Annotated in this window: 20 protein-coding genes; 17 read left to right on the forward strand and 3 right to left on the reverse strand. The window is 57.7% G+C overall.

Going from position 1 to position 26167, the window contains the following annotated elements; genetic code table 11:
- The first annotated feature begins 1 nt into the window (after position 1).
- From FC75_RS10310 to FC75_RS10320, 3 genes are all read left to right on the forward strand, one after another.
- Positions 2 to 469, forward strand: coding sequence for a NanQ anomerase/TabA/YiaL family protein (locus FC75_RS10310; protein WP_056989832.1), 468 nt, complete (start codon positions 2 to 4; stop codon positions 467 to 469).
- A gap of 203 nt (positions 470 to 672) precedes the next feature.
- Complete coding sequence (locus FC75_RS10315) at positions 673 to 1473, forward strand: SDR family oxidoreductase (RefSeq protein WP_056989833.1); 801 nt, start codon at positions 673 to 675, stop codon at positions 1471 to 1473.
- A 2-nt stretch (positions 1474 to 1475) separates the two neighbouring features.
- Entirely contained in the window at positions 1476 to 2864 is a 1389-nt protein-coding gene (locus FC75_RS10320) for an APC family permease (RefSeq protein WP_056989834.1), read from the forward strand.
- 60 nt (positions 2865 to 2924) lie between these two features.
- Here the strand turns inward: FC75_RS10320 and FC75_RS10325 are convergent, their stop codons facing one another.
- Positions 2925 to 4334, reverse strand: a complete 1410-nt coding sequence (locus FC75_RS10325) for a C69 family dipeptidase (protein WP_056989850.1) — start codon at positions 4332 to 4334, stop codon at positions 2925 to 2927.
- Positions 4335 to 4569: 235 nt separating this feature from the next.
- On the opposite strand from FC75_RS10325, the gene FC75_RS10330 reads away from it, so the two are divergent.
- From FC75_RS10330 to FC75_RS10365, 8 genes are all read left to right on the forward strand, one after another.
- A complete protein-coding gene (locus FC75_RS10330) occupies positions 4570 to 4950 on the forward strand; it encodes a GntR family transcriptional regulator (RefSeq protein ID WP_054663639.1) in 381 nt (126 codons plus the stop codon).
- On the forward strand, positions 4943 to 5638 hold the full coding sequence (locus FC75_RS10335; protein WP_054663636.1) for an ATP-binding cassette domain-containing protein: 696 nt from the start codon (positions 4943 to 4945) through the stop codon (positions 5636 to 5638). Before FC75_RS10330 ends, FC75_RS10335 begins: the two co-directional genes overlap by 8 nt.
- Before the next feature lie 5 nt (positions 5639 to 5643).
- Positions 5644 to 6426, forward strand: a complete 783-nt coding sequence (locus FC75_RS10340) for a hypothetical protein (RefSeq protein WP_056989835.1) — start codon at positions 5644 to 5646, stop codon at positions 6424 to 6426.
- A gap of 21 nt (positions 6427 to 6447) precedes the next feature.
- Positions 6448 to 7239 (forward strand): hypothetical protein, encoded by a 792-nt coding sequence (locus FC75_RS10345; protein WP_056989836.1) that lies wholly within the window; start codon positions 6448 to 6450, stop codon positions 7237 to 7239.
- 11 nt (positions 7240 to 7250) lie between these two features.
- A complete protein-coding gene (locus FC75_RS10350; RefSeq protein WP_056989837.1) occupies positions 7251 to 7631 on the forward strand; it encodes a hypothetical protein in 381 nt (126 codons plus the stop codon).
- Between the two features lie 69 nt (positions 7632 to 7700).
- Positions 7701 to 8393 (forward strand): ABC transporter ATP-binding protein, encoded by a 693-nt coding sequence (locus FC75_RS10355; RefSeq protein WP_056989838.1) that lies wholly within the window; start codon positions 7701 to 7703, stop codon positions 8391 to 8393.
- On the forward strand, positions 8380 to 9642 hold the full coding sequence (locus FC75_RS10360) for an ABC transporter permease (RefSeq protein ID WP_056989839.1): 1263 nt from the start codon (positions 8380 to 8382) through the stop codon (positions 9640 to 9642). Before FC75_RS10355 ends, FC75_RS10360 begins: the two co-directional genes overlap by 14 nt.
- Before the next feature lie 140 nt (positions 9643 to 9782).
- Entirely contained in the window at positions 9783 to 10931 is a 1149-nt protein-coding gene (locus tag FC75_RS10365) for a hypothetical protein (protein ID WP_056989840.1), read from the forward strand.
- A gap of 72 nt (positions 10932 to 11003) precedes the next feature.
- On the opposite strand, the gene FC75_RS10370 is transcribed toward FC75_RS10365, so the two are convergent.
- Together FC75_RS10370 and FC75_RS10375 are read right to left on the reverse strand one after the other, a co-directional pair.
- Positions 11004 to 11594, reverse strand: a complete 591-nt coding sequence (locus FC75_RS10370; protein WP_056989841.1) for a histidine phosphatase family protein — start codon at positions 11592 to 11594, stop codon at positions 11004 to 11006.
- Positions 11595 to 11638: 44 nt separating this feature from the next.
- A complete protein-coding gene (locus FC75_RS10375) occupies positions 11639 to 12589 on the reverse strand; it encodes a DHH family phosphoesterase (protein WP_054663612.1) in 951 nt (316 codons plus the stop codon).
- Positions 12590 to 12685: 96 nt separating this feature from the next.
- Between FC75_RS10375 and FC75_RS10380 the strand changes: the two genes are divergently transcribed.
- From FC75_RS10380 to FC75_RS12730, 6 genes are all read left to right on the forward strand, one after another.
- On the forward strand, positions 12686 to 14110 hold the full coding sequence (locus tag FC75_RS10380; RefSeq protein ID WP_420843321.1) for a nicotinate phosphoribosyltransferase: 1425 nt from the start codon (positions 12686 to 12688) through the stop codon (positions 14108 to 14110).
- 679 nt (positions 14111 to 14789) lie between these two features.
- On the forward strand, positions 14790 to 15614 hold the full coding sequence (locus tag FC75_RS10385; protein ID WP_056989843.1) for a Cof-type HAD-IIB family hydrolase: 825 nt from the start codon (positions 14790 to 14792) through the stop codon (positions 15612 to 15614).
- Positions 15615 to 15772: 158 nt separating this feature from the next.
- Positions 15773 to 16936: an N-acetylglucosamine-6-phosphate deacetylase gene (gene nagA, locus FC75_RS10390; protein WP_054665453.1), complete on the forward strand. Its 1164-nt coding sequence runs from the start codon at positions 15773 to 15775 to the stop codon at positions 16934 to 16936.
- A 114-nt stretch (positions 16937 to 17050) separates the two neighbouring features.
- Positions 17051 to 18415, forward strand: a complete 1365-nt coding sequence (locus FC75_RS10395) for a TPM domain-containing protein (RefSeq protein WP_056989844.1) — start codon at positions 17051 to 17053, stop codon at positions 18413 to 18415.
- A gap of 412 nt (positions 18416 to 18827) precedes the next feature.
- Positions 18828 to 23219, forward strand: a complete 4392-nt coding sequence (locus FC75_RS10400) for an MBG domain-containing protein (RefSeq protein ID WP_056989845.1) — start codon at positions 18828 to 18830, stop codon at positions 23217 to 23219.
- 33 nt (positions 23220 to 23252) lie between these two features.
- On the forward strand, positions 23253 to 26167 hold a 2915-nt coding region (locus FC75_RS12730), incomplete at its 3' end, for a mucin-binding protein (protein WP_420843322.1).

The raw sequence follows: 26167 nt of genomic DNA on the forward strand, positions 1-26167 counted from the left end.
CATGTACTACGGAAATGTTCAAAATCAGAATCACTCGGCGCTCCTGCCGGCCAATTTCGCCGACTGCCTGACCTTTATGAAAAACGCGCTGACGGCGCCTGTGACCGACGGCACAACGGCCGCGGTCAATGATGAATGCGTCGCGCACTACCAGTGCTACCTGACCAAGGCCAGCGCAGAGGCGACGTTTGAATCACACCTCAAGTTCTATGATGTGCAGTTCATGGTGCGCGGCGATGAGCTGCTCGGCATCGCGCACACCGACACCCTTGAGCCTGCCGGTGACTACGATCCGGACCGCGACCTGGTGACGTACCAGCAACCGGCCGTGGCGACCGGGGCGGTGGTCCTGCACGCCGGCGACTTTGCCATTGTCGGCCCGTGCGACGCCCATCAGCCGGGCGTGGCGCTGGGGGACCCCGAGGAAGTCGAAAAAATTGTGATCAAGGTGCCGGTGATCATTCAGTGAGGGCTGTGCCTGACTGAACGAATCCCGGCCTGAGGACCCGGTTGCCAGCAGTGGCGGCGGGTCCTTTTTTGCGTGCCGGCAGGTTTCACAACATGCCCTATTTAACCCCGGCAAAAGGACGAACGTCTTAATTGAAAGCGCTTACTCACCGTGCTAACTTAAAGCTGTTCAAGGATTCATAAAAAATATTAGGGGGCATTTTCATGGCGACAGACGAGTTAACGGGTAAGGTCGTGCTGGTCACCGGCGCGGCCATGGGCAACGGGTTAGGCATCGCGCGCGTGGTGGCGCAGCACGGCGCGAAGGTGGCGCTGGCGGACATCTCACCGAAGCTGCCGGACACGGTGGCGGCGCTCAAGCTGGACGGGTTCGACGTGTTCGGCGTCAAAATGGACGTGGCCGACACGGCGAGCGTCACGGCCGCGGTCAAGGCGGTGATTGACCACTTCGGCACCATCGACGGGCTGATGAACAACGCGGGCGTGATCAAGCTGGGCTCGCTGCTTGAGACGACGGATGAGCAGCGCGATCTGCAGTTCGACATCAACATCAAAGGCGTCTGGAACGTGACCAAGGCGGTACTGCCGACGCTGATCGCAAAGCAGGCCGGTCACATCTGCAACATGTCCAGCGTGACCGGCGTGAAGGTCGCCGATCCCGGCGAGTGCGCCTACGCGACCACCAAGGCCGCCATCATGGGCTTCACCCGGGCGGTGGCCCGCGAGGTGGCCGAGTACGGCATCACGGCCAACGCCATTTTGCCGGGCTACGTGCAAACGCCGATGGCCGACCAGATCGCGCGGGAGTCGACGCCGGATGACCCGGCCGCCACCACGCACGGGATCGCCGATGCGGTGCCGCTGCAAAAGCGTCTGGCGACGATTGACGAAATCGGCGAGCTGGCGTCGTTTCTGCTGAGCGACCGGGCCAGCTACATCACGGCGACCCCGGTGGTCATTGACGGCGGCAGCACCCTGCCGGAGACCGTGTCGGTCGGGGCCTGAGTATGGCGGCCTCGGGGTTAAAGAAGAGCCTCAACCTGGTGTACGTGTACGTTGCGGCGACCGGTGCCATTTTCACCTTCGTCGCCTACTGGGACTCGGTGTTTTACAAGTACACCGGGGCCGGCACGTTCATCGCGTTTGCGCTGATGGCAGTGTGCATCCTGCCCATCGGCTTCGTGTACGGGGAACTCTCTTCGATGTTTAAGCAAAATGGCGGCGAGCTGATCTACAACACGGTCGGGCTGAACAAGCACCTTGGGTTCCTGTCGTCGTGGCTGATCATGGCCGCGTGGATCTCGGTGCCGCCGGCCGTGGTCATGGGCATTATCAGCTGGGCGAACTACCAGTTTCACATTCACCTCAGTTTTTCCGGCATCATCGGCTGCGGGCTGGTGCTCTTGCTGCTGTATTTTTTCCTGAGCCTGCAGGACGTCAAGGTGCTGATCAAGGCGCAGGGGTTCATGCTGTTTGCCAACATTGGTGCGACCCTGATCACCTCGGTGCTGCTGCTGTTTTCCGGCCACTGGTCGCTGAGCAACTTCACGCCGCTGTTTCACTCCGGCCTGACCAGCACCGCCGGCATCCCCGCTTGGATCATCGGCATGGCACTGCTGATCACCCCGTTTTTCGGTTTTGAAACGGTGCCGGAAATGGTCGAGGAAGGCGATTTTCCCATTAAAAATACCAGCAAGGCGATCCGCGGCTCGGTGCTGACCTGCGCGGCGATTTACGTGTTCTACTTCTTCTGCGTCGCGGGGCTGGGGACCAGCAGTCAGCTGCTGACGCCGCATGCCCGCAACGGCTTTCTGACCATTGTCGCGATGAAGGAGTTGCTCGGCTGGCGGGTGTGGCCGCTGCTGTTCGGCCTGTGCTCGGTGTTGCTGGGCATGGGGGCGTCGCTGCTCGGCTTTTGGATGGCGACGGTGCGGCTGCTATACGCGATGGGCGAGCAGAACTTCCTGCCCAAGGCGTTCACGAAGGTCAACCGTCATCAGCAGCCGCTTTTGCCGAACATTTTCCTACTGGTGATCAGCACGGTGTTCATCTTCCTGCAAAACGCGAGCACCTTCATGGAAAGCTTCTTCAACCTGATGGCGTTCGGCTGCGCGTGTGCGTACGCGCTGACGATGATCTCCGCGATGCGGATCCACCACGCGCACCCGACCTGGGCGACGTACCGGCTGCCAGGCGGGCAGGTGACGCGCGTACTCGCGCTGATTGTCGCGGTGTGCATCGCCTTTTTCACTGCGCTGGGCCAAGGCGTGAACTCGTGGCTCTCGTTTGCGGTGTACCTGGGCGTCGGCGTGGCCCTGTGGCTGTGGATGGTGCTGCGGCGCTGGCGCCACAGCCGCGTGAGCGTGGATACGCCTGATGGGAAGCAGACGTTCTAACAAAAATTGACGCAAAAAGGCCCAGACTCCGGCGAGTCTGGGCCTTACTTGTGCTTCTGGTTAGTCGTGCAGCGTGAACTGCAGCTTCATCCGCGGGGCGGCGAGCTCGATCATCTGGCCCAGCAGCTTGTTGGAGTTGTTGAACGAGACGTCGGCGAGCTTGGCGTTGACCTCGGTGAGGTAAGCGGTGGTGTCCGGCTTATCCAGCGCGACCTTGTCGGTTTCCAGCTGGATGTTGCGGCATTCGCCCACCGTGTTTTGCTCGAAAATGTTCTCGAAGTCTTCAAACAGGTGGAAGTCAAAATCACCGAATGTCCCGAGCAGGTAGGACAGCCAGTACTGACTGCCTTGGGTGTAGTGCGCGCCGGTGTTCTTGTACTGCGCCGGGGTGTCATCAACGTTGGCGTAGAATGGCACGACCGCGTTGAACGTGTTCGGGCCGTAAGCCAGCCAGTGAATGCCGGCGATTTCCTTCGGCACGTCGTTGCGGATCTGCAAAATGTGCAGCTCCTGGTTGCGGTTGATGCCGATCGGGCGGTACAGCTTCTTCTGGCCTTCAGTGTTGGTGGTGCCATAAGGGTCAAAGTCGGTGTTTTCGTAGTGGGAACTCAGCACGAACTTGATGTCCTCGACGGAGATTTTCTTCTCCGTGCGGCAGATGAACGGCAGGTCTTGGTCGATCGGGCTCTGCTCGATTTCCGGGTTGAAGTACTTTTGGCCATACCAAGCACGCGGGTTGTTGTAACGGGTGTCCTTGACGGTCGAGGAGCCGAAGATGTGGCGCAGGTTGTAGCCTTCAGGGTCCGGGTTCAGGTGGTTCTCGTCGACGAGCTGTTTCAGGTCCGGCGCGCACAGGGTGTCATCGGAATCGAAGTCAAAGTGGTCGATGTTGAACCGGTTGGGCGCGATGACGTACGCGTCGTCGGGGATGCGAACCGCCGCCCAGTGGTGGCCGGCGATACTGTCGAAGTACCAGCACTCGTCCTTGTCGGAGAAGCAGATGCCGTTGGTTTCGTAGGTTCCGTACTGCTCAAGCAGCTTGCCCAGGCGCTGTACACCTTCGCGGGCGCTGTGGATGTAAGGCAGCACGATGGCGGTGATGTCCTCTTCGCCCAGGCCGTCCGGATTCATCGGGTCAACGCCCAAAGCGCGGGAGTTGGTCGTGATGGTTTCGGTGGCGGTCATGGCCACGTTATCGCTGTTGATGCCGGCGGCGGCCCAGATGCCGTGGCCGTCCACGGCGTCTGGGGTGGAGGTGTAGCCGAGCGGGTTGTCCGGCAGCTCCACGTGGAACTTGGAGAGCACAGCCTGGTAGTGGCGCGGCTGGTCTTCCGGCTTCACGTAAACGAACTTCTCGGGGTTCAGCGCCTCGGCGCCGTCCTCGTTGCGGGCAATCATGGTCGAGCCGTCAATGCTGGCTTTCTTGCCGACCAGAATGGTCGTGCAGGAGCCTTTGTAGCGTTTCGTCAAAAGGATCATCTCTTTCTCAAAAGTTTGCCTCTTTATTGTAGGCTTTCGGCCGGAAAAATGCGAAACGAGAGTCGCCGTATAACCTGGTTTTGGCAGCAGCAAGCCGCTTATCACGTGCAAAAAGAGCGACCACACAGGGTTGAATAAATAATTCAGTTTTGCCTTGCACTTTTCTGAGTGACGACGTATAGTACCAGTGTAATAGCTAACTAGAACACTAGTAAGGAGGCGCGGCATGGAGTTCGACGATAAAGTCCCGATTTACTTTCAAATCGAGCAGTACATCGACCGCGAGATCATCGTCGGCAACCTGGCGCCTGGTGCGCAGGTCCCGGCGGTGCGGCAGTTGGCACTCACGCTGACGGTCAACGTCAACACGATTCAGCGGGCGCTGACGGAGCTGATCCGCGAAGGCATTCTGGTGTCCGAGCGCGGCAAGGGCAACTTTGTCACGACGGACACGGCGGTGCTGGCCCAGATGAAAAAGCGGGTGATCCAAGGCGAGCTGGCCGGCACCTACGATCATCTGGCCGCTTTGGGGATGCAACCGGCGGAAATGGTCGCGGCACTGGAGGAGTACATCAAGGAGCGAAAGGGTGGTGAATCGCATGACTGAGGCATTGGTGATTCAAGGATTGAGTTATCGACGGAACCAGAAGCAGATCTTAAAAGACGTCAACCTGACGCTGCCGACGGGCCAAATTGTCGGCCTGCTGGGAGCCAACGGCGCAGGGAAAACGACGCTGATGCGGCTGATTGCCGGCAGTGCGGTCAACTTCCGCGGCACGATCGAAGTGGCCGGGGAAGGTCAGACGGTGCAGCGCAAGGGGCAGGTCAGCTTTTCCGCCCAGATGGACGGGTTTGATCCGAACTGGCGCGTAGGCCAAGTGGCCGACGTGATGACGGCGCTGTTTCCGGACTTTCGCCTCGCCGATTTTCTCCAGCTGGCCCAGCTGTTAGACCTGGACCAAAAGCAGCGCATCAAGCGGCTTTCGAAAGGCAATCAGCGCAAGTTGCAGCTGGCGGTGACGCTGTCGCGGCGCGCGGCGCTGTACCTGCTGGACGAGCCGTTTGACGGGATCGACGTGATGACGCGCAAGGCGATGCTGAGCAGCATCCTGAAGTGGACGCCAGAGCAGGCCACGCTGGTGATTTCCGACCACCACGTGCAGGACATCGACCAGCTTCTTGATCAGGTCGTTGTGATCAAGGACCAGACGGTGGTCGCCCAAGAGGCAGCGGACACGATCCGCGCCAAGGGGCAGAGCATCGAAGCTTACTTTGAAAGCTTTTACGAGGGGTGAGCGCGATGGCGAAAACAGGGAAAGTACTGGGCCAGATGCTGCGTGAACGAGTTCGCCGGGTGGCGGCGGTCCTTGCCGTGGAGCTGATCATTTTGGCGATTTACACCGTGATGTGGGCGCTGCATCGAGTGGCTAGCAGTGATTTGATGGGTGCCGGGCTGTTTGGAATTTTCGCCGGCATCGCGAGCTTCGTCATACTAGCCCGGGCACAGGAAAAGGTCTGGGTCGAAAACCGCTGGCGCTTGGTCCCACTGGCCGACTGGAAGCTATACGGGGTGAGCACACTTGCGAACGCCTTGACGATGGCGGGCGCGTGGCTGGTCATCTGGCTGTTTGATATCGGCCTGTGGCTGATCGACGGCCGGCGCGACTTTGGCTTTCAGCCGCAGATCGACCAGTTAGGCGCGACCATGTTTTTCCTCGTGTTCATGCTGCTGGTCCTGAGCTGGAGCTTCATCAGCCTGGCGCACATGCTGAGCCTGGTGATCACCGACTTTCTGCCGGATCTGCGGGCAAAATGGCTGCGCGGGCTGCTGACGGTCGGCATTGTCCTGATTGCCTTAAGACTCGGCGGTTGGCTGTTCCGGGGCATGATGTGGCTCGTCGGCCTGCTCGGCATCGACATGAATGCATCAATTGAAATCGGTGCACACGTGCCGTCAATCGCGTACGTTTACTTGTGGGTCGCCATTGGGCTGATTGCCGTTGGCGCAATGATTTTCAGCATTGGCTGCTGCATCATGCTGCGCCGCTGGGTGGAAACCAAGCAGCCGCAGCAGGTTGTCTAGAGAAAAGCGGAGGTGAAGGCAATGACAAGTGGGTTTAAGGTGTGGTGGCAGCTGACCAAAGAACGCGGGCGACAGGCCATCCAGCTGCTGTGGGTGGACCTTGGCGTAGTGGCGGTCCTAGTTGTGATGCGGCTGCTGGGTCGCCTGACCGCGGCAGATCTGCTGGGCTTTTCGATTATGTTTGGCATGTTGACGGCGCTGGTCGCGTTCATTGCCGAGGCACAGGGGCAGGAACAGGTCTGGGTCACCAACCGCTGGCGGCTGGTGCCGGTCGCGGAGTGGAAACTATCCGGCGCCAGTGTGCTGGCCAACGCGGCAACGTCACTGGGGCTGTGGGCGGTTTTGAGCATTGTTAGCTTCGGATTGGCGCTGGTGGATCCGGCTCAGGACATTCACTGGGGGTTGCCGGGCCCTTACGTGTTGCCACTCGCAGTGTTGATCCTCATGCTGGCGCTTCTGGTTTGGGCGATCATCAGTCTTGCCCACATGCTCAGTCTGATGATCACTGATTTTCTGCCTGGTATGCAGGAAAAATGGCTGAAGCGCCTGCTGACCTTCGTCATTATTCTGGTGGCAATCAAGCTGGTCGACTGGTTCTTCGCCGGGTTGACGTGGCTGTTTAAATTGACCGGGATCCCTTCAGCCGCGTTTAGCTATTCCGGCACGGTTGGCGGCACGTTCCACGGGGCCGTGACCGGCGATCTGTGGCTGGCCATTGCGACGTTTGCGGTTGGCGTGCTGATCCTCAGCCTGGTCAACATGTACTTGCTGAGCCACTGGGTCGAAACCAAGCAGGTCCAGGCCGCAGGGTAGGAGGGTAAAAGATGAAAAAGTTAGTTGTTATCGCTGCGATGGCTTGCCTGCTGGGTTTGGCGGCTTGTCGCAAGCCCCAAGCTGATTATGCGACGGTCTACAACGATGCGGGCCAGCGCGTGGCGACAATCAAAGATACGGCAGGGGTGAAAAAGCTTTCGGCCATCACCGGCCGCCTCGGCTCAGCCAAAAAGGCCAAGCTGCCGGCCCAAGCCAAGGTCGCGTACCGCTATGTGCTGCATGTGGCGAAGACAAAGCGCCGCATCACGCTCACTGTGTACCGCGGCACCGATGCGGTCAAAACGAAGCACCTCCCAGTGGTGGGCGCAGGTCCCTGGCGCATCACCAAAAAGGACGCAGCGACGCTTAGAAAGCCGAGTCGTTTCAAGTAAGCAGCCGGCGTGGGGCCGGCTTATGGGGAACATTGCGGCGTGGGGCCGCAGGGGATTGGAGGACGCAACATGGCAATGATTGCAACACGGCATTTGACGCGCACTTATGGGAAGGGCGCGGCGCAGTTCACGGCTTTGCATGACGTGAACATGCAGATCGAAGCCGGTGAGGCGCTGGCGATCGTGGGCAAAAGCGGCTCGGGCAAGTCAACGCTGCTGCATTTGCTGGCGCTGCTGGACCAGCCGACGAAAGGAACCGTGGTGTTGAACGGCCGCGACACCCACCAGCTCAAAACGCGCCAGCTCAACGCGCTGCGCTCGGCAACGTTTGGCTTCGTGTTCCAGCAGTTTTTTCTCAACAGCAAGGACACGGTGTACGACAACGTGGTGCTGCCGCTGAAAATCGCCGGGGTGACCGGCAAGGCTCGGCGCGAGCGCGGACTTGCAGCGTTGCGCGAGGTCGGCCTGCTCGACAAGGCCAAGAACAAGGCGACCGCTTTGTCTGGCGGCCAAAAGCAGCGTGTCTGCATCGCGCGGGCGCTGGTCAACCGGCCAAAGATCATTTTTGCCGATGAGCCGACCGGCAACTTGGACTCGGTGACCGGGCAAATGATCGAAGACTTGCTGTTCAAGCTGAATCGTGAGCACGGGATCACGCTGATCCTCGTGACCCACGATCCGGACCTGGCCGCCAAGTGCGACCGGCAGCTTCAGATCCGCGACGGCCAACTGGTGGGAGGCGAGTGCGATGAAATTGCGTGATTTGATCGGCACCGCGGCGGCAAGCCTGTGGCGCAATAAAGGCCGGACACTTTTGACGGTGCTGGCCACGCTGATCGGTGCGTTCACCATCGCGCTGACGCTTGGCATTCGGGTCGGCGTCAACTCGTACATCAGCAAGCAGGTGGACAACGTAGGCGAAAAGGACCAGCTGATGGTCTACGCCGACACGCCGTCCGGCAGTGCCAGCGATAAGCCACAGAAATACGATCCCGCCGTCAGCAGCACCGCCAGCACCCAGATGCTGACGACTAAGCAGCTAAATACGATTGCTAAGGTGAAAGGCGTTGCCAAGGTCACGCCGATGAAGAGTTTTACCGCCGAGTACATTCAAGGCGCCAGCAAGCAGAAGTACGCCATTACTGCCACCGATGGCCAGGGAACGCACGTGGACATGGCGCAAGGATTGCAGGCGAGTGGCCAGGCGTACACCGTCGATTTGAATAAGGCCTATGTCAAGGCGCTGGGCTACTCGAACGCCAAGGCGGCGCTTGGCCACACCGTCCACATCGTCGCTGCTAACCAGGCGACGAACCGCCGGCAGGTGCTTCGGGCCAAAATCGTCGGTGTCCGCAACGCCAGCATTGTCGATGGCGGCCAGGTCGTTTTCAGCCCAGGCCTCATTGATGCCATCAACCGCGTCAACAACGCCGGCCTGCCGAGCAGTGTCAAAAACCAGTACTACAACGTGCTGGCCACGGTGAGCCACCCGACCAAGCGGAACCTTTCGCGGATCCAAGCGGCGCTGACAAAAAAGGGAATGGCGAGCTCGACCTTTACGGATGAAGTGGGGTCCATTCACCAAACCATCAACGCTGTGACCGGCGGCCTGACCATGTTTGGTGCGATTGCCCTGCTCGCGGCCGCGTTTGGGATCATCAACACGCTGTACATGTCGGTGCGCGACCGCACCCGGGAAATCGGCCTGATGAAGGCCTTGGGGCTCAGCCGCGGCAAGATTTTTGCCTCATTCAGCCTTGAGGCCGCCCTGATTGGCCTGCTCGGCGCGGGCTGCGGCTGCGGCCTGGCGCTGCTGGCCAGCGGCCTTGTCAATAAGGCGGCGACCAGCTCGTTTCTAAAAGGCATGACCGGCTTCACGCTGATCCAGTTCAGCGCAAGCAACACCTTGGGCATCCTGGCCTTGATCACGGTGATCGCAGTTTTGGCCGGCACCCTGCCAGCAATCCGCGCGTCGCGGCTGGTGCCAATTTCCGCGCTACGGTACGAATAAAGAAACTGAGTCAGGGACTGTGACGATTGTTGCAGCCCCTTGTCTGCGGCACGCCGCACTTAAACTTTGGTTAAGGTAGCGAACAGAGACGCCACTATCCAGTATACTGAGCCTATCTCAACCATCATAAGGAGAACACTATGCGCAAATGGTCGCTTGCACTTGTTGCATTCGGAGTCTTATTCCTCGCCGCCTGCCATCCCCAGACGGCGGCGGTGAGCCAGCACGCCGCCCACACCAAAGCGGTTTTGAAGCAAAAGGATAATGCATGGGCGGAAGTCGCCACCGTCACGGCGACGGTCTCGCCAAAGGGGCAACTGTCTGCTGAAAAGGCGAAAAAGGACGCGACCTTGACCCCTTGGATCAGTGATCGCGGCGTTTTGTACCAAGTCGGCACTTATAAGCCAACCGCCAGTTATGCAGACATCAAGCAACGCGCCAAAAAAGACGTTGTGGTGCCTAGAAACTATCATGTCGCTTCGATCAAGCAGATCAATGCGACGCTTTCGGCCATGGGGGCGAAGACGACCATCAAGCATTATCGCGATCTGGTCTATCTGCAACCCAGCGGTGGCACCACGACAACGCAGATCAAGTCGGGCTTCTTGATCGAAGGCGCCCATTTGTACGTCGTCAACATCGACTACACGAGCGGCACGACCGCCGCGCCGGTCATTCGGGGCACCGTGTATTCTAACCACTATCAATATGCGGCCAGCAAGCGCCTGAAGCCTGAAGCAGTGAGTGGTTTATGGCAAAGCACCACCGGCCAGCTGGCGATGGTGCGTGATCAGCAAGTGGTCACGATTCAAAACGGGGCGTTTGTCCGCGGGCAGCTCGAAGATCTCAGCAAGCAAAAGGCCACTACACTCTATCAAAACACGAGTTTCGTCCTGCGGCAGGCCCAAGCGGCCAAGCTGGCGGTGAAAATCGGCCGGCACACCTTGGCTTCCGGGGACTTATGGGGCAACTTGTACGTGTTCCTGTCGTCAACCAAGATGGTTCAGGTCACCAATGGCAGCGTCATCGTGTATACAAAGTGCTCCACGAAGACGACCAATTCGCAGTTTCCCGAGCAGGTCTTCACCGTCTTTGACAAGTTGGACAAGCAAAAAGCCACCAACGTTGCTGCTTACTTATTACCCAAGAGCCACAATACGTATTCAGTTGGCATGGCCACGAGCAATGACTATATTACCGTCAACTATGCCGGTGGCCTCGCTGGGGCAGAAGCCGCCAATCTTGACGGTGATACGCTAACAGTGGGCCCTGACATGAATCACAATTGAGCTTTCTAGGGTCAATCAAAGCGCCACGCGCCGCAATCTGCTGCGGTACGTGGCGCTATTTTCGTCATTAATTCAGTTTTGCTGCAGCGGGTCGTAACTGGCGATGAAATGGAATTCGCTACCGTCAAAACTCATTTTCAGGATCGCGCAGTTACCGGTGTAGATCTGGTAGCCGGTCAGCGGCCAGGTCAGGTAGTGCAGCAGGAACGCGTGCATCGCGCCGCCGTGGCTGACCGCCAGGACGGTGTCGCCCTTGGCGTGCTGCATGACGTCAGTGAGCGTGGCCACCATGCGCTTTTGCACGTCCAGCATCGCCTCGCCGCCGTAGCCGTGATCGGCAAAAAAGGTGCCGTAGCTGGCCTCGCCGGGGTGCTTGGGGTTGAGCGTTTCGCTTTGGCCCTCAAACACGCCGAAGTTCCACTCCTTGATGCCCTTCAGCCGCTGGTAGGGCAGGTCAGTGATCAGCTCCAAGGTGTCTGACGCGCGCTCCTGGGTGGAGGACACTGCGTCGGTGAAGTGAATGCCACGTTTTTTGAAAAACGCCTTGGCTTCCTTGGCTTGGGCGATGCCGCGCGCCGTCAGTGGGGAGTCTGAGGCGCCTTGCACGCGGTGATAGACGTTAAACAGCGTTTCGCCGTGGCGCATGAGATAGAGAGTTTTCATCGTTGATCCTTCCGTTCGTTAAAATTTTTCCCTAAACTTGTCAATCAGCCTTGGTGCTGCGCGTTGAGTGCGTCGAGCTCCTGGATGATCTGCTGGCACTCCTCGAGGTTTTTGGCCACGGCGCCGGAGGCCAGGGGATGACCGCCCCCACCGTGCTTGACGGCGAGCTGGTTGATTGGCCAGTTCTTGGACCGCAGCTCGACGCGCCACTGCCCGTCGGCGCGCTCGGTGAACATGACCCAGGACTGGACCGTGGTGAGCTTGCCGACGGTCGCAACCGCGGCCTGGGCCTCGCCGTGCTGCAGCTGCAGCTCCTCAATCACCTTCTGCGTGACGAACAGGCTGCCGGCGCCGTGCGGGGAGACCTGCATGTTGCCTAGGGCGTAGGCCTCAAGGTGGGCAATGGCCGGCGAGTAATCGGACTCGGCGCGGCCGATCGCCGGCGCGTCGATGCCGGTGCGCATGAGGTCAGCCGCGACCTCGTGCGTGTGCGGCGTGGTCAGGTCGTACAAAAAGCGGCCGGTGTCGCCGATGATACCGGCGTACAGCATCGCCGCGACGGACTTGGTGAGCTGCAGGTCGGGGCTCGCCGCAATCATGTCCGCGACGATTTCCGAGCAGCTGGAAGCCTTGGGGTTGACGAAGCTCAGGTCGCCGAAAGGCTCGCGGTCCGGGTGGTGGTCAATTTTGATCAGCTGCTTGCCGTCCTGCCAGTGGGCGCCGGCAATGCGCGGCAGGTTGGACGTGTCAATCACGACCACGACGGCATTCGCGTAGGCCTCGGCCGGCACGAGGTCCGGCGTGGTGATCCAGGCCAGGCCGGCATCGGGTTCACCGGCCTTGAGGACCGTTTTCTCCGGATACGCGGCAGTCAGCGCCGCCGCCAAGCCGCCCTGAGAGCCGAACGCGTCCGGGTCCGGGTTTTGGTGCCGGTGGATGATGATGGTGTCCGCGGCTTTCAGCGCCGCGATTATTTGGTCAATGGTTGCTTGCATGGTGTGCCTCCTATTAGTAGTTTAGCCTTTGCCTGGCGAAAAAGGTATCGGCGTTGTGCTATTATGGAAGTCAATATATGACAAGACACGGAGGCTATCATGCGTAATCTTGAAATGTTGACGGACTTGTACGAATTTTCCATGGCGGGCGGATTCCACCACGACCTGCCGCAGACCCGCGGGGTGTTTGACATTTTTTACCGCGATGTCCCAGACAAGGGCAGCTTTGTGCTCGCGGCGGGGCTCGCGCAGGTCGTTGACGTGCTGCGTGATTTTCACTTCTCGGCGGCGGACATTGACTACCTGCGCAGCCTGAAGCTGTACGATGAGGACTTTTTGCAGTACCTGGCTAACCTCAAGCTGGACTGCACCGTGTCTGCGGTGCCGGAAGGGACGCCGGTGTTTCCGAGAGAGCCCTTGATGACGGTCGAAGGGCCGCTGGATCAGGCGCAGCTGCTGGAAACGGTACTGCTCAACATCCTGAACCACCAGTCGCTGATCGCCACCAAGGCGCGGCGGATCACGTTCGCCGCGGCGGGGCGGCCGGTCATGGAGTTCGGCGCGCGCCGGGCGCAGGGGCCAGATTCCGCGATTTACGGCACGCGTGCGGCCATCATCGGCGGCGCGGGCTCGACCTCGAACGTGCTGGCGGCCAAAATGTTTGGCATTCCGGCCGCCGGCACCATGGCCCACAGCTGGGTCGAGGCCTATCCGAGCGAACTTGACGCTTTTCGCGCCTGGGCCAAGCACTACCCGGACAATGCGGCACTGCTCGTTGACACTTACGACGTGCTGAACTCCGGCGTGCCGAACGCCATCAGCGTGTTTAAGGAACTGCGGGCGGCGGGGCACAAGCCGGTCGGCATCCGCATTGACTCCGGCGACATCGCGCGGCTGGCCAAGGCGGCCCGGCGCATGCTTGACGCAGCCGGCTTCCAGGACGTGAAGATCACCGCCAGCAACGCGCTCGACGAAAACGTCATCCCGGCGCTTTTGGCCCAAGGCGCGCCGCTGGACAACTTCGGCATCGGGGAAAAAATGATCACCAGCTCGTCCTCGCCGGTCCTGTCCGGTGTCTACAAGCTGGCGGCCACCCGCACCAACGGCGTCCTGAAGCCGAAGATCAAGGTTTCCGCGTCGATTGAAAAAACCACGCTGCCAGGCATCAAGCAGACCTACCGCTTGTACACGCCGGGCACCCACGAGGCGTTTGCCGACGTCATCGCGCTGGCGGACGAACAGCTGGAAGCGCCGCTGGCCGTGGTCAACAGCAACCCGCTGCTCACTTCCAAGCGAATCGTGCTGAAGGAATTTGACGCTGAACCGCTGGCGGCGCCGGTGCCGCTGGATCAGCCGGCGCCAAGCGACGTGTTTGAAATTCAGCGCTACGCCAAGGGCAAGCTCAGCGAGCTGCCGATCGAAACCCAGCGCCTGGTCAACCCGGACACCTACACCGTCTACGTGACCCAGAAGCTGGCCGACCTTCAGCAGCAGCTGGTGGATGAAGCCAAGCAAGACTAAGTTTTCGATGAGCCGCAAGCCGCTTTGCTTGCGGTTTTGTTTTGCGCCAAAAAAGCCGCCAGTTGGGGGACTGGCGGCAAAAGATTTGGGGATGAGTCTCACTTTGGGGGAATGAGATTCAAATAGGAGGATTAAGTATGAAGATTGGGGTATGGGATAGAAGCAAGTTTGCCTTGTTTCTATGGTGTTAATATTACCGGGCATCTGTGAAGAATCGGTGATGGAGATTGGCAGGCTTTGTAATGATTTGTCGAGTTTTTGGGCAAAAGAAAGCCGCCGGTTGGGGGCCGACGGCTAATTGGGGTAGGGATGGCAACGTGCTTTGGGGGAGCACGCTGCCGAATTTTTACTTTGGAGGAGTAAAAATGAAAAAGTAGGGTTTGGATAGGAACGAGTTGTTCGCTCGCTTCTATGTTGTTCATACTAATATCGGAATGTGAAGAAAATGTGACGAAAAAGTTAGGAATAATTTGTTTTGGTCAATTCAATCTTTAATGACAAAAAACAAGCCAGCGGTGTTAGAGGCACCGCCGGCGAAGGGCGAAACAGGTTGGAGGCTTGTTTCTACATTTATTAATATACCGGGAAAATGCGTAGAAAATGTGACCAAGTCTTAGCCTTTTTTCAGCTGACCGTGCGGTACAATAATGGTAATACGAAGAGATGAGGGGCTGGTTGCATGTATAAGATGATCGTGAGCGATTTGGACGAAAGCCTGTTGCGGGACGACGGGTCGGTGTCGCCGAGGGACATCGAGACGATCCACAGGCTGCGCGATGAGGGCGTGAAGTTCGTGCCCAACACCGGCCGAGGATTTGCGTCCGTCCAGCCGCTGCTTGCGACCATCGGCACTAAGGGCCTGGCCGGTCAGTACGTGATTTCGTACAACGGCGGCGCGATCGTCGAAAACAAGGACAACCGCATCCTCGTGGAGCACACGCTGGATTTTGACATTGCCGACCAAATTTACCGCATGGCGGTGGCGGAAGGCGACCTGTGCACGCATGTGTACACCTTTCATCACGTCTACGTGGCCAACATCAACGAGCCCGAGCGCGACTACTTGGAAAACCGCGGCGTGGACTTCCAGCAGTTCTCGGCGCCGGACCTCAGCCAGTTCAAAGACCAGCCCATCGCTAAGGTGATCTTCCAGCACCTGGACTTCGGCGTGCGGCGCCGCTTCTACGAAAAGGTCGAAGACACCATCAAGGCCCCTTTGACCGTGACCTATTCGTCCAATCGCTACGTCGAGTTCAACCCCGACGCGATCGACAAGGGCAAGGCGGCCATCGCGCTCGGTGAGCAGATCGGCATCAACAAGGATGAGATCATCGCGCTGGGCGACAACTCCAACGATCTGAGCATGCTCCAGCAGGTCGGCTTGGGCGTGGCCGTAGCCAATGGCATTCCGGCAGTCAAGCACGCGGCCGGGCTGGTGCTGGACGCGACGAACAACGATGACCCCATTACGGAGTTGTACGAAAAAGTCTTCAAGCAGGCCTGAGCTTGGACTGGGCAAAACTGAATGCAAGATGATAAGCTGAGTGCGGCGGGATGCCGGGCTCGGCTTTTTACGTGTTTTTGGCCTAGACCACTACCGCGAACCGTGCTACACTGGTGATTGGAAATAACCCTCAACATCAAACCTAAGGAGATCACGCAATGAGCTACTACATTCATGCTGCAAAGTTTTTCCTGAAGAACAACACCGAGATCGGCGGCTGGCTGGAAGTCACGGCTGACGGCAAGTTCGGCGAGTACATCCCGAGCTACGGCCACAAGCCGGCCGGTGAGATCAAGGATTACGGCGAGCAGTGGATCGCGCCGGGCCTGGTCGACACCCATATTCACGGCCTGCTGGGCCACGACGTCATGGACAATGACTGGAACGGTCTTGAGGAAATGTCCGAGGGCCTGCTGCGCACTGGTGTCACCTCTTGGCTGCCGACGACTTTGACCGGCTCCTTTGACCAGTTGAATGATGTCTGCAAGACCATCGGCGACCACGCCGGCGAGGAGAAGGGTGCCAAGATCAAGGGGATTCATTTTGAAGGCCCGTTCTTCACTGAGGAGCACAAGGGCGCGCAGAACCCGAAGTACTTCCGCGACCCGTCCATCGACGAGTACGATAAGTGGCAGCAAAGCGCCAAGGGCCTGCTGCAGAAAATGTCCCTGGCCGCTGAGCGCGACAACGCCGTGCCGTTCATCCGCCACATGGCCGGCGACGACGGCAAAGTCGTTGCCTTGGGCCACAGCAGCGCGACCTTCGAACAGGCCAAGGCCTGCATCGAAGCCGGGGCAAGCATGTTCTGCCACACCTTCAACGCGATGAGCGGGTTGGCTCACCGCGCGCCTGGGATGGTCGGCGCCGCGATGTACCTGAAGAACGTCGACGACGAGCTGATCGCCGATGGGCACCACGTTCGGCCGGAAGTCGTTTCCGTGCTGGTCCGCGAAAAGACGGCCGAGCACATTGCCTTGGTCACCGACTGCATGTCCGCCGGTCTCCAGCCAGATGGCGACTACATGCTGGGTGAGTTCCCAGTCGTTGTGGCCAATGGGACCGCGCGGCTGAAGGACGACACCCACAACCTGGCAGGTTCCATCCTGCAGCTCAAGGACGCGGTCAAGAACGTTGTTGATTGGAACGTTGCCACACCTGAAGAAGCAGTCAACATGGGTGCTTATGTCCCAGCTAAGTCCGCCAAGATCGACAAGACCTGTGGCAGTATCCTGCCGGGCCGCGATGCCGATTTCCTGGTCCTGAACCCGGATATGAGCCTTGCCGAGACCTACCTGAACGGGGAGTCGCGTTACCAGGCGTAATCCTCGCGTGTGATCAGTGCCTACCTGAGAAGGTGGGCATTTTTTTCGGCCTAAAGTTGGTGGCCGCCCGTGATCTGCCGCAGTAGACTGTAGTTATCAACGGAGGATATCATCATGAAAAAATGGGGACTTTGGCTCAGTCTGGTGCTGGGCCTAGCACTGATGCTGGGGATCGGGCACCCGGTGCAGGCGGCGGGGCTGACTGACAAGCAGATTCAGCAGACGCAGGAGTGGTACCGCGATCCGCAAGGGGTCATTGGTGCGCACACGCAGCAGGCTTTGTACACCGCGAACTACCGCGCTTTTCAGAAGATCAAGGGCAAGCCGCAGATCGCGGTCATCGTCACGTCGGGCAAGGACGAGGACGACTTGCAGGACTACGCCAACGAGCAGTTCAAAAAGTACGGCTTTGGCCACGCCGACTGGGACAACGGATTGCTGCTCACCATCGAGCCCAAGGAGCACCACTACTGGCTGGAGGTTGGCTACGGCCTTGAGCCGGTGGTCCCGGACGGCTCGGCCGATGAAATCGTGACGGCTCACGTGAAAAATCAGCTGCGCGCTGACCAGTACGACCAAGCCATTGCGGCCATTGTCAACAACACCGTTCGCCGCGTCCAGCGGCACCAAAGCGCCATTTACACCCCGGCCGATATTGGCCGGCACCAGGCGCACGAGCGGCTGCAGAATGCCATCACCGTCGCCATCGTCTGGGCGTGCGTTTTGATGATGGTGGGCATGGCGGCGCGGTTCTTCCTGCTGCGCAACTGGATTGGCCGGACGCTGGCCGGTCAGCCGGACACTTTTCCCATCCTGCAGCAGCTGCACGAAGCCGGCATCGTCATCGACCCGAACAAGGTGCCTGGTGGGGGCTGGCAATTGTTTAGCCGGCAGATGGCCTTGACCGCCGCCTTCGCAAAGCTGATCCGCCGTGATTACATTAAGTGGCTGGCGGCCGCGCCGCAGCTCGGGCCGCTGCCGTATTACTACTACAAGGTGCAAGACGACCGCATGACTGACGACAAGTGGCCGGCAGCTGAGCTGGCCACCGCGTCCAGTCTGGCTACAGTACTGACTGACGAGACTGAACGGCCAGGGCGACTGCCGGCGCTTACGACGATTAAGGGCCACACCGACGCTGAGCAGCGTAAGGTTGGGGCTTACCAGGACCGCTTCGAAAAGTGGATCCGTTTCAGCGACGCGAAGCCCGAAGAGGCCAGTCACGTGTGGCAGGAATTCTTTGCCCATGTCACGCCCGAGGATGCCTCACTGAGCGATGACAAACTGACCAAACTCTGGTCTGTCATCTTAAAGCATCAGCGCGACCCAGAAATCGAGCAGACCGGCGTGTCCGGCATGCCGGTGTGGGTGACTGCCAATTACGTCCATGCCAGCGCACCAACTTCCAGTGGTGGCGGCTTTGGCGCCGGCGGCGGTGGTGGTGCCTCCGGTGGCGGGGGCTTTGGCGGCAGCTGGTGATGATGTGAACCGCTCCTCTGACGAGAGGAACGGTTCTTTTTATTATTCGGCTTAAAATTCTCTCCTAATTGGCCCCAGCAGTACTGTTTTTTTGTCACTCAAAAGCGGGGGGTTGTCTCCTAGCTATAATCTGGATCAGGTGTGACCCCAAGTGTACAAAACCCGACACATGGGGATTAAAACAGAAAGTCAACTTTTGTAAAGAATCTTTGTCAAATTATTTAATTCGCTTTTTCTAATCTAGACAGCGCTAACACGGCTGCTGCGACTAGAGGAAAAACAATCTCCACGCTATATGCTTGTTGGCGAATACTGTTCTAAACTGCGCTTTTAAGTGGAAAATGCGTTATCATATATCGTGTATAAGGATGTTTCTTGTAGCTTAATTCAAATTGATAAGGAGTAATCAATCATGGAGGATAAGCATTTGTTAAAGCGGTTATCTGCCGACATGACCGAAGAGAAACGGCATTACAAGCTGTACAAGGATGGTAAGCAATGGGCACTTGCTGGGATTTCCTTGCTGTTTGCCGGTACCGTGATGATGACCAAGCCGGCCGCCGTGCACGCGGACGTAGCCAAGCCAACGATTCAAGCGTCGGCGCTGACGATCGCCACCGTTCAGAGTAAAACTGCAGCCAGTCAGAACGGGGACACTTATGATGTCCAGCTTGCGGCCGGCGTGAAGGCACCAACGTGGGTGGCTGGCGACTTCACCTGTGTCCCGGTTGCGGGTCAGACTGATCAGTACACGGTCACGCTGAGCGCACAAGGACTGGCGGCACTGCAAGCGGCTAATCCAGCAATGACCATTACGGCAAATCAGATCACTGCAGGGACGCTGACGATTGCTGCGCCATCTCAGACGCAACCGGACGCAGCGTCAGCAGCCGCGGTCCAACCTGCCAAGGCGACTGCAGCGCAGCCGCCAGTGGCCCAAACTGCCAAGACAGCTACAGTGCAGCCGCCAGTGGCCAAAACTGCCTCTGCTGAGACCCCGAAGGCGACACCAGCGACGCAGTCAGATCAGCCACAGTCTGAGCAGACCACGAACCTCGGTGATGCCACACCAGCCGAAGTCGATGCCGCTAAAACCAAGACCGCCGAGGCATATCAAACCAATAATGTGCCGCAGAAGGTGACGGCTACCGCGGGGGTCGCAGCAACCAATGCTTCTGCAAAGGTCACTTTGTCATCTCCCAAGGTCGGTTATGGCTCAGGTCTGAGTAAGCTAACCATTACATACACGATGACGGATGCTGAAGCCGGCGATGATTTCACCATTACCCTGCCGGCTAATTCTTCTGTGCTTGCCTTTCAAGGCTATAACTCACTGGCGGCAGCGGTTGGGACAACGACCAAGGCGCCAAATGCTGACGGTACGCAGACGGTGACTAATCATTTCACGATGTCCGTGCCAGGGACGACTGTCCAAACGCTGACTTATGTTCTGAATCCTAACGGGCTCGGACAAGCCAGCCCCATTAGTGACGTCGGGACCTCCATCGTCAAAGTCAGCTACGCAATCGATGGCGTGGACCAAGGCAGTCAAAACCTTGAAGTGACAGTTAACCCGACAGCACGGGTCAAAGCACCGACGCGGACAGATCCGACCACGAACCCGGTCAAGGCAGTGCTGCCAAGCACCCAATACGTTTATACTTTCGCAGTCAATGAAAATACTGGCGTTCGGGATGACATCGATGCTTCGGCTGCGGTGAACTCTGCGGTCAACTATGGGACGACAATTACCATTCCTGTGCCAGCGGGGTTCACGCTTGACGAGGCGGCCACGGCGGCATTGAATCAGGTCACGCTAAACTCTGGTGATACCACCACCATTACTCAGCCAGGTGGGACTGGTAAGGATATCATCATTACGGTTCCCAAGGGCAAGGGCGCCCAGAACTGGAACAATGTGCCTGGATACAAATTGGTCGGGCAGTTCGACACAACGCAGCAAGCCACGGATCAAACCTTGACTGCCGCTGGACCGGCCGTTGTGACTCAGAAAACTGACGACAACGGCACGACCAAGACCTTCACGGCTGATGCCGCTTGGACGGAAACCATTCTTGGCACAGACAGCACGCCAACGGTGGCAACCGCGGTCAGCTCTTTTGGCAATAACTCACACGCGGAGAAGCAGCTAGTTCTAGATAGTGATCCGACCAATGACCCGTCAGTTCTGGACAGCTTTACTTTCAACTATCAATCGCCGTCAGCGACAACTGATGCCAAAATCACGTTAGATATTCCTGACGGGCTTGATGCGACGTCTGTCTCAGTCCCAGTTTCCGGGAATGCTAAACATCGTTACTTACCAGGCACGACAGAATATGCGTACACGATGACATTGGCAGACGGCACGACGGAGACTGGTACCGTTGCGGCTGGCGGCACCGTAAAGCCACAAGCAGCAAGCGCAATTCGGTCGATTGTCTTTACCCCGAATATCCTGGTACCTGGGGCATCATCCGATGGCAAGTATTCCGATGGCAGCTTTCAAGTCTATGGCACATTAGCCTCAAAGTATGATGATGGCAGCTCAGTTCAAAATGGGGATGTGCTGACCAGCAAGATTACGCTGGCTGCACCAGGCACCGCAGATTTCGCAGTCTCACAAGTTGATCAAAAGGTGTCAACGCCAGTTTCGTCTGCCAAGATATATCCGTATTTTCCTAGCTCCAAGCCTGGCGATGTCGGCATGCAGTTTGATATATATGGTAGTAATGGTAATTTTGGGCAGACCACCAACAAAATATTCGAACCCATTATTTACTATGTTTTACCTAGTGCGACTGCAGTTGAGAGTATCACTGGGACTCAAGACGCAAAGGTTACCCAATCCTTAGCCCCCGACGGCCGAGTGATTGTGACAATCGATTACACCGGTACTGGCGAGTCGGTCGACCTTGGCGTCGCTACCACGAGTAATAATGTGGTGAACGTGCGGAATAATGCGGACGCACTGCCTGGTACTTATCCATACGCGGCATACATCTACTCACCAAATACCGCGTTGATGCAAACGACCCCTGTACCAGATCCGGCCTTGGCCGGCGGTCACGCGGATGCGGTCGTGATGGGTATTAGCAACGGAAATGGCAAATTGACCATTGACCAAGCAACAACGACCTACGAAAGTACCTTGGCGCAAGGCGATGACATTGTGCCAGTTAGCCATGCCACAGCCGACAAGAGTTCCACTTCTCAGTTGAAATTCTTCACGAACCTGGTCAACACCAATGAGGCGCTAAGCGATCTGACCGTTGTGACAAACATTCCAACCATTGGCGATGCAAGTGGGTCACAGTATACCTTTAACCTGACTGGGGCGATTACGGTTCCGAAAGACTTTACCACGAGTGACGGCCAGGTCCACCCGCTGACGGCGACTGTGCTCTACGCTACGCAGCCTGCTACGCTGACTGCTGGCAGCACCTCCGTAGATTTAACTGGGTATGTGCCTGCTGAACAGGTCACTGATTGGTCCAAGATTCGTTCCGTAATCGTGAAGATTCCCAACATGCCTTCAAAGGCGGCAACAGGGCGGTTTATTTTCAATGGCACGATTCCCGATTTGATTGATCAGGGTGGTCGGACCGGCTATCTTGCTAGTGGTTTCTATATGCCTAAAGCAAAGCTGTCCATTCAGAAAACTGATCAAATGGCCTCTTTGGCAATCACTGGGACCTCAACGATTCACGCGCGTGCGCACTATGTGGATGACGCGGGTCATGACCAATTCGTCGATTTCACTGATTTGGATAAGACGCTGAATGACAACGTGGACAAGCTGACTAATGACTATCCGAAGACCCAAGATAAATTATCGGCGGATGATCAGGCTGCGATTCCGGATGGTTATGCGCTGATTCCAGAATCAGTTCACATTGTCGACAGTAGTAAAGCAGACGGCACGCTCGCATTTGGCGACACAGTCACCAATAAAGACGATGGTGATTTTGTCCAGTATGAATTAATTCGGACCGCAAGTTTGAATGTGACCTACGTCGACGATGATGACCCAAGTGGCACAGTGCCTTTACCTGAAGGCACAAAAACGACAATCGACGGTGATGAGGGTGATTCCGGGACCTACACCGTGATTGTGCCAGAAAATTATGAACTAGCGGAAGGTCAGGGCGCGACGGTCAACTACAACCTGACCACTGATGACAGCGATGATTTCACGGTTCATCTGGTACATAAGAAAACGACTGTCTTCGTGACGACAACCACGACCACGACCTACACTGGGGCCCCGGCGGCAATTCTACCGCCTGATAAGGTCACACCGATTTCTTGGCAGAAGGTCACGGACCTCGTCACGAAAACGACGTCGTATATTCCTGTCGAAAAAGCAACGATCACTGTGCCAACACCGGAACTCGCCGGGTACAAGCCTGACAAAGACCAGACGACTTATACGCCAGTCGCCAGCGCAACGGCCCCAGTGGATGACACTAAGACCGTCACCTACACGTCTCAGGCCGCTAGTTTGACGGTCACCTACATTGATGATGTGACCAATAAGCCAATCCCAACTAGCGAGGACACCGTTTCTGGCCTTGTCGGAGACCCTGGAAATTATACGGTCAAAGTACCGAAGGGTTACGTTTTGTCAAACGGCCAGACCGGCACCGTTGGGTATACGTTGAAGGCTGACGACACTGACAATTTCACCGTTCATCTCACTCACGGGATTAGCCACGAGGCAATTCCGACAACGCGCCATATTATCTATCAGTTCGCGGATAAGAGTGCCGCGGCTGAGCCGAAGAATCAAACGGTATTCTAGTACACCAGCACTGATGAAGTCACTGGTGCCACCATTGCCACGGCGCAATCTGGTTACGCGGCTGTTACCAGTCCAACGATTGCAGGCTACACGCCTGATCAAATAAATGTGCCTGCGGTCAAGCTGGGCACTGGCACGAAGGGCGAGCTGAAAAACGTTCGGGTCGTCGTGACCTACCATCCAGCCGCTGCGACATTGACGGTTACTTACGTTGATGACGTGACTGGTCAAACAGTCACAACCGCTCAGGTCGATGGTAAGACTGGAGACACCGGTGATTACACCGTCAAGGTTCCTGAAGGTGGCTATGTTCTGGCTAAAAACCAGGCGGCAACCGTCCACTATACCCTGACGCCTGATGATACGGATAACTTTACTGTCCATCTCACTCACGGGATTAGCCACGAAGTAATTCCGACGACGCGCCAGATCACCTATCAGTTTGCTGATGGTGGTATAGCTGCCCAGCCGAAGACCCAAACCGTTTTCTGGAACATCAGCACTGACGATGTGACTGGCAGCACGCTGGCTACGGCGCAATCCGACTACGACGCAGTCACAAGCCCAACCGTTGCAGGCTACACACCTGATCAAACGGTGATTCCAGCGGTCGCAATTAGCACCGGGACCAAGGCTGACCTTAAAAACACCAAAGTTGTCGTAACCTATCAGCCTGACATGCAGCAAATTCATGTTCAGTACGTTGATGATGACAACAACGAAGCGCAGGTCGGCACCAGCGGCACGTTGGCCGGTCGCACCGGCACCAGCACGAACTGGGCGGCAACCGTCCCGGCAGGTTACACCTTAGCACCAGGTCAGGCGGCAACCGGTTCGTATACCTTCAAAGCAACAGATAATCCGGATGTTACGATTCACTTGGTTCACGCCAAGAAGACTGCGACAGTCACAACGACTTACACAGTCAACTACGCCGGCCTGCCAAGTTCATTGCTGCCAAACTCAGTGGCTCACTCTGTTGATTGGACCGCAACGACTGATGAAGCAACGGGCAAAACGAGCTACGTTCCAGCTGCCAACATCGTTGCAGGTGTTAACTCGCCTTCGATTCCAGGCTATACGCCTGACCAGACTGAGACACCGACGATTGCCTTAACGACCATGACGCAGACACCAACGGATGTGACCACCACGGTGACCTACCATCCAGCTTCTGCGACCCTGAAGGTGACCTACGTCGATGACGTGACCGGCGAAACGGTTACCACGGATCACGTGAATGGTGTCACCGGCGGTACCGGTGATTACCAGGTCAACGTGCCAGCAGGCGGCTATGTATTGGCCAAGAACCAAGCATCTACCCTTACTTACACGCTGACTCCTGATGAGACGGATGATTTGATTGTTCATATCACACACAACGTTACCCATACCACAGCGACGACGACGCGGACGATTACGTATGTTGTCGGTGGTGATTCTGAGAAGACACCGGCGCCAAAGACGCAGCGTGTGACATGGAACATTGTGACCGACCAAGTCATGGGCATCTCGGTGGCCACCCCACAAGGTGGTTACGCCGAAGTGATTTCACCAGAAATTCCTGGTTACACACCCGACGTCGCTGTGGTCACGCAACAAGGGCTCGGCGCGCAGGCAATCAAGAACGTTTCGGATCTTAAAAATGATCAGGTCACTGTCACCTACAGCACAACAGCCGACGAGTTACAGGTCACTTACGTGGTGCACGGTGAGTTCGGTGCCCCAGATCAGGTCATTAAGACCGAAATGCTGACTGGTAAAGTCGGTGATAAGAGCACATACACACCGGTCGTGCCGACAGGCTACGAAGCGGCAAACTTCACTCCCGGGCTGCCGATTCATTACACATTAACGCCATGGGCCGATGGCATCACGTTGTACCTGTATCAGGACTATGGCAGTGGCACACCGGGTGGTGACAAGAACCCAGGTGGCGGCACTAATCCGGGTGGTGACAAGAACCCAGGTGGCGGTACTAATCCGGGTGGTGACACGAACCCAGGTGGTGACACGAACCCAGGTGGTGACACGAACCCAGGTGGTGACACAAACCCAGGTGGTGACACAAACCCTGGTGGCGGTACTAATCCGGGCGGCGACACGAACCCAGGTGGTGATACCAACCCAGGTGGTGATACCAACCCAGGTGGTGATACCAACCCAGGTGGCGGTACTAATCCGGGCGGTGACACGAACCCAGGTGGCGATACTAATCCGGGCGGTGATACGAACCCGGGTGGCGATACGAACCCAGGCGGCGATACGAACCCCGGCGGCAACACGAACCCGGGTGGCGATACGAACCCCGGCGGTGACACCAATCCAGGCGGTGACACGAATCCAGGTGGCGACACGAACCCGGGTGGCGATACGAACCCAGGTGGTGATACTAACCCAGGTGGCGGTACTAATCCGGGCGGCAACACGAACCCAGGTGGCAACACGAACCCGGGTGGCGATACGAACCCAGGTGGCAACACTAACCCAGGCGGCGACACGAACCCGGGTGGCGATACGAACCCGGGTGGTGACACCAATCCTGGTGGCAACACCAATCCAGGCGGCGATAACAACCCGGGTGGCACAACCACTCCCGCTCGCGATACTCACCCGGCTGATGAGCTCCAGGTCACATACATCGAAAAGCCTGGCTTCAAGCAGCCACAGCGGCTGATCGGCACCGAAATGATCACTGGTAAAGTCGGCGATAAGGGGATTTACATTGTTCATGTACCGGATAATCTGCCTGGCAACTACAAGCCAACGACAGACAACCCTGAGGGCACTGCGATTCCTTACACGCTGACGCCATCGGCTGACGGTATCGTTATCTACGTCTATCCATACAACGATGGTGGCACACTTCCTGGTGGCACAACCAATCCTGGTGGCAACACGAACCCAGGCGGCAACACGAACCCAGGCGGCAACACGAACCCAGGTGG

The sequence above is a fragment of the Lacticaseibacillus camelliae DSM 22697 = JCM 13995 genome, from assembly GCF_001436615.1.
In the GTDB taxonomy this organism is placed as follows: Bacteria; Bacillota; Bacilli; order Lactobacillales; family Lactobacillaceae; genus Lacticaseibacillus; species Lacticaseibacillus camelliae.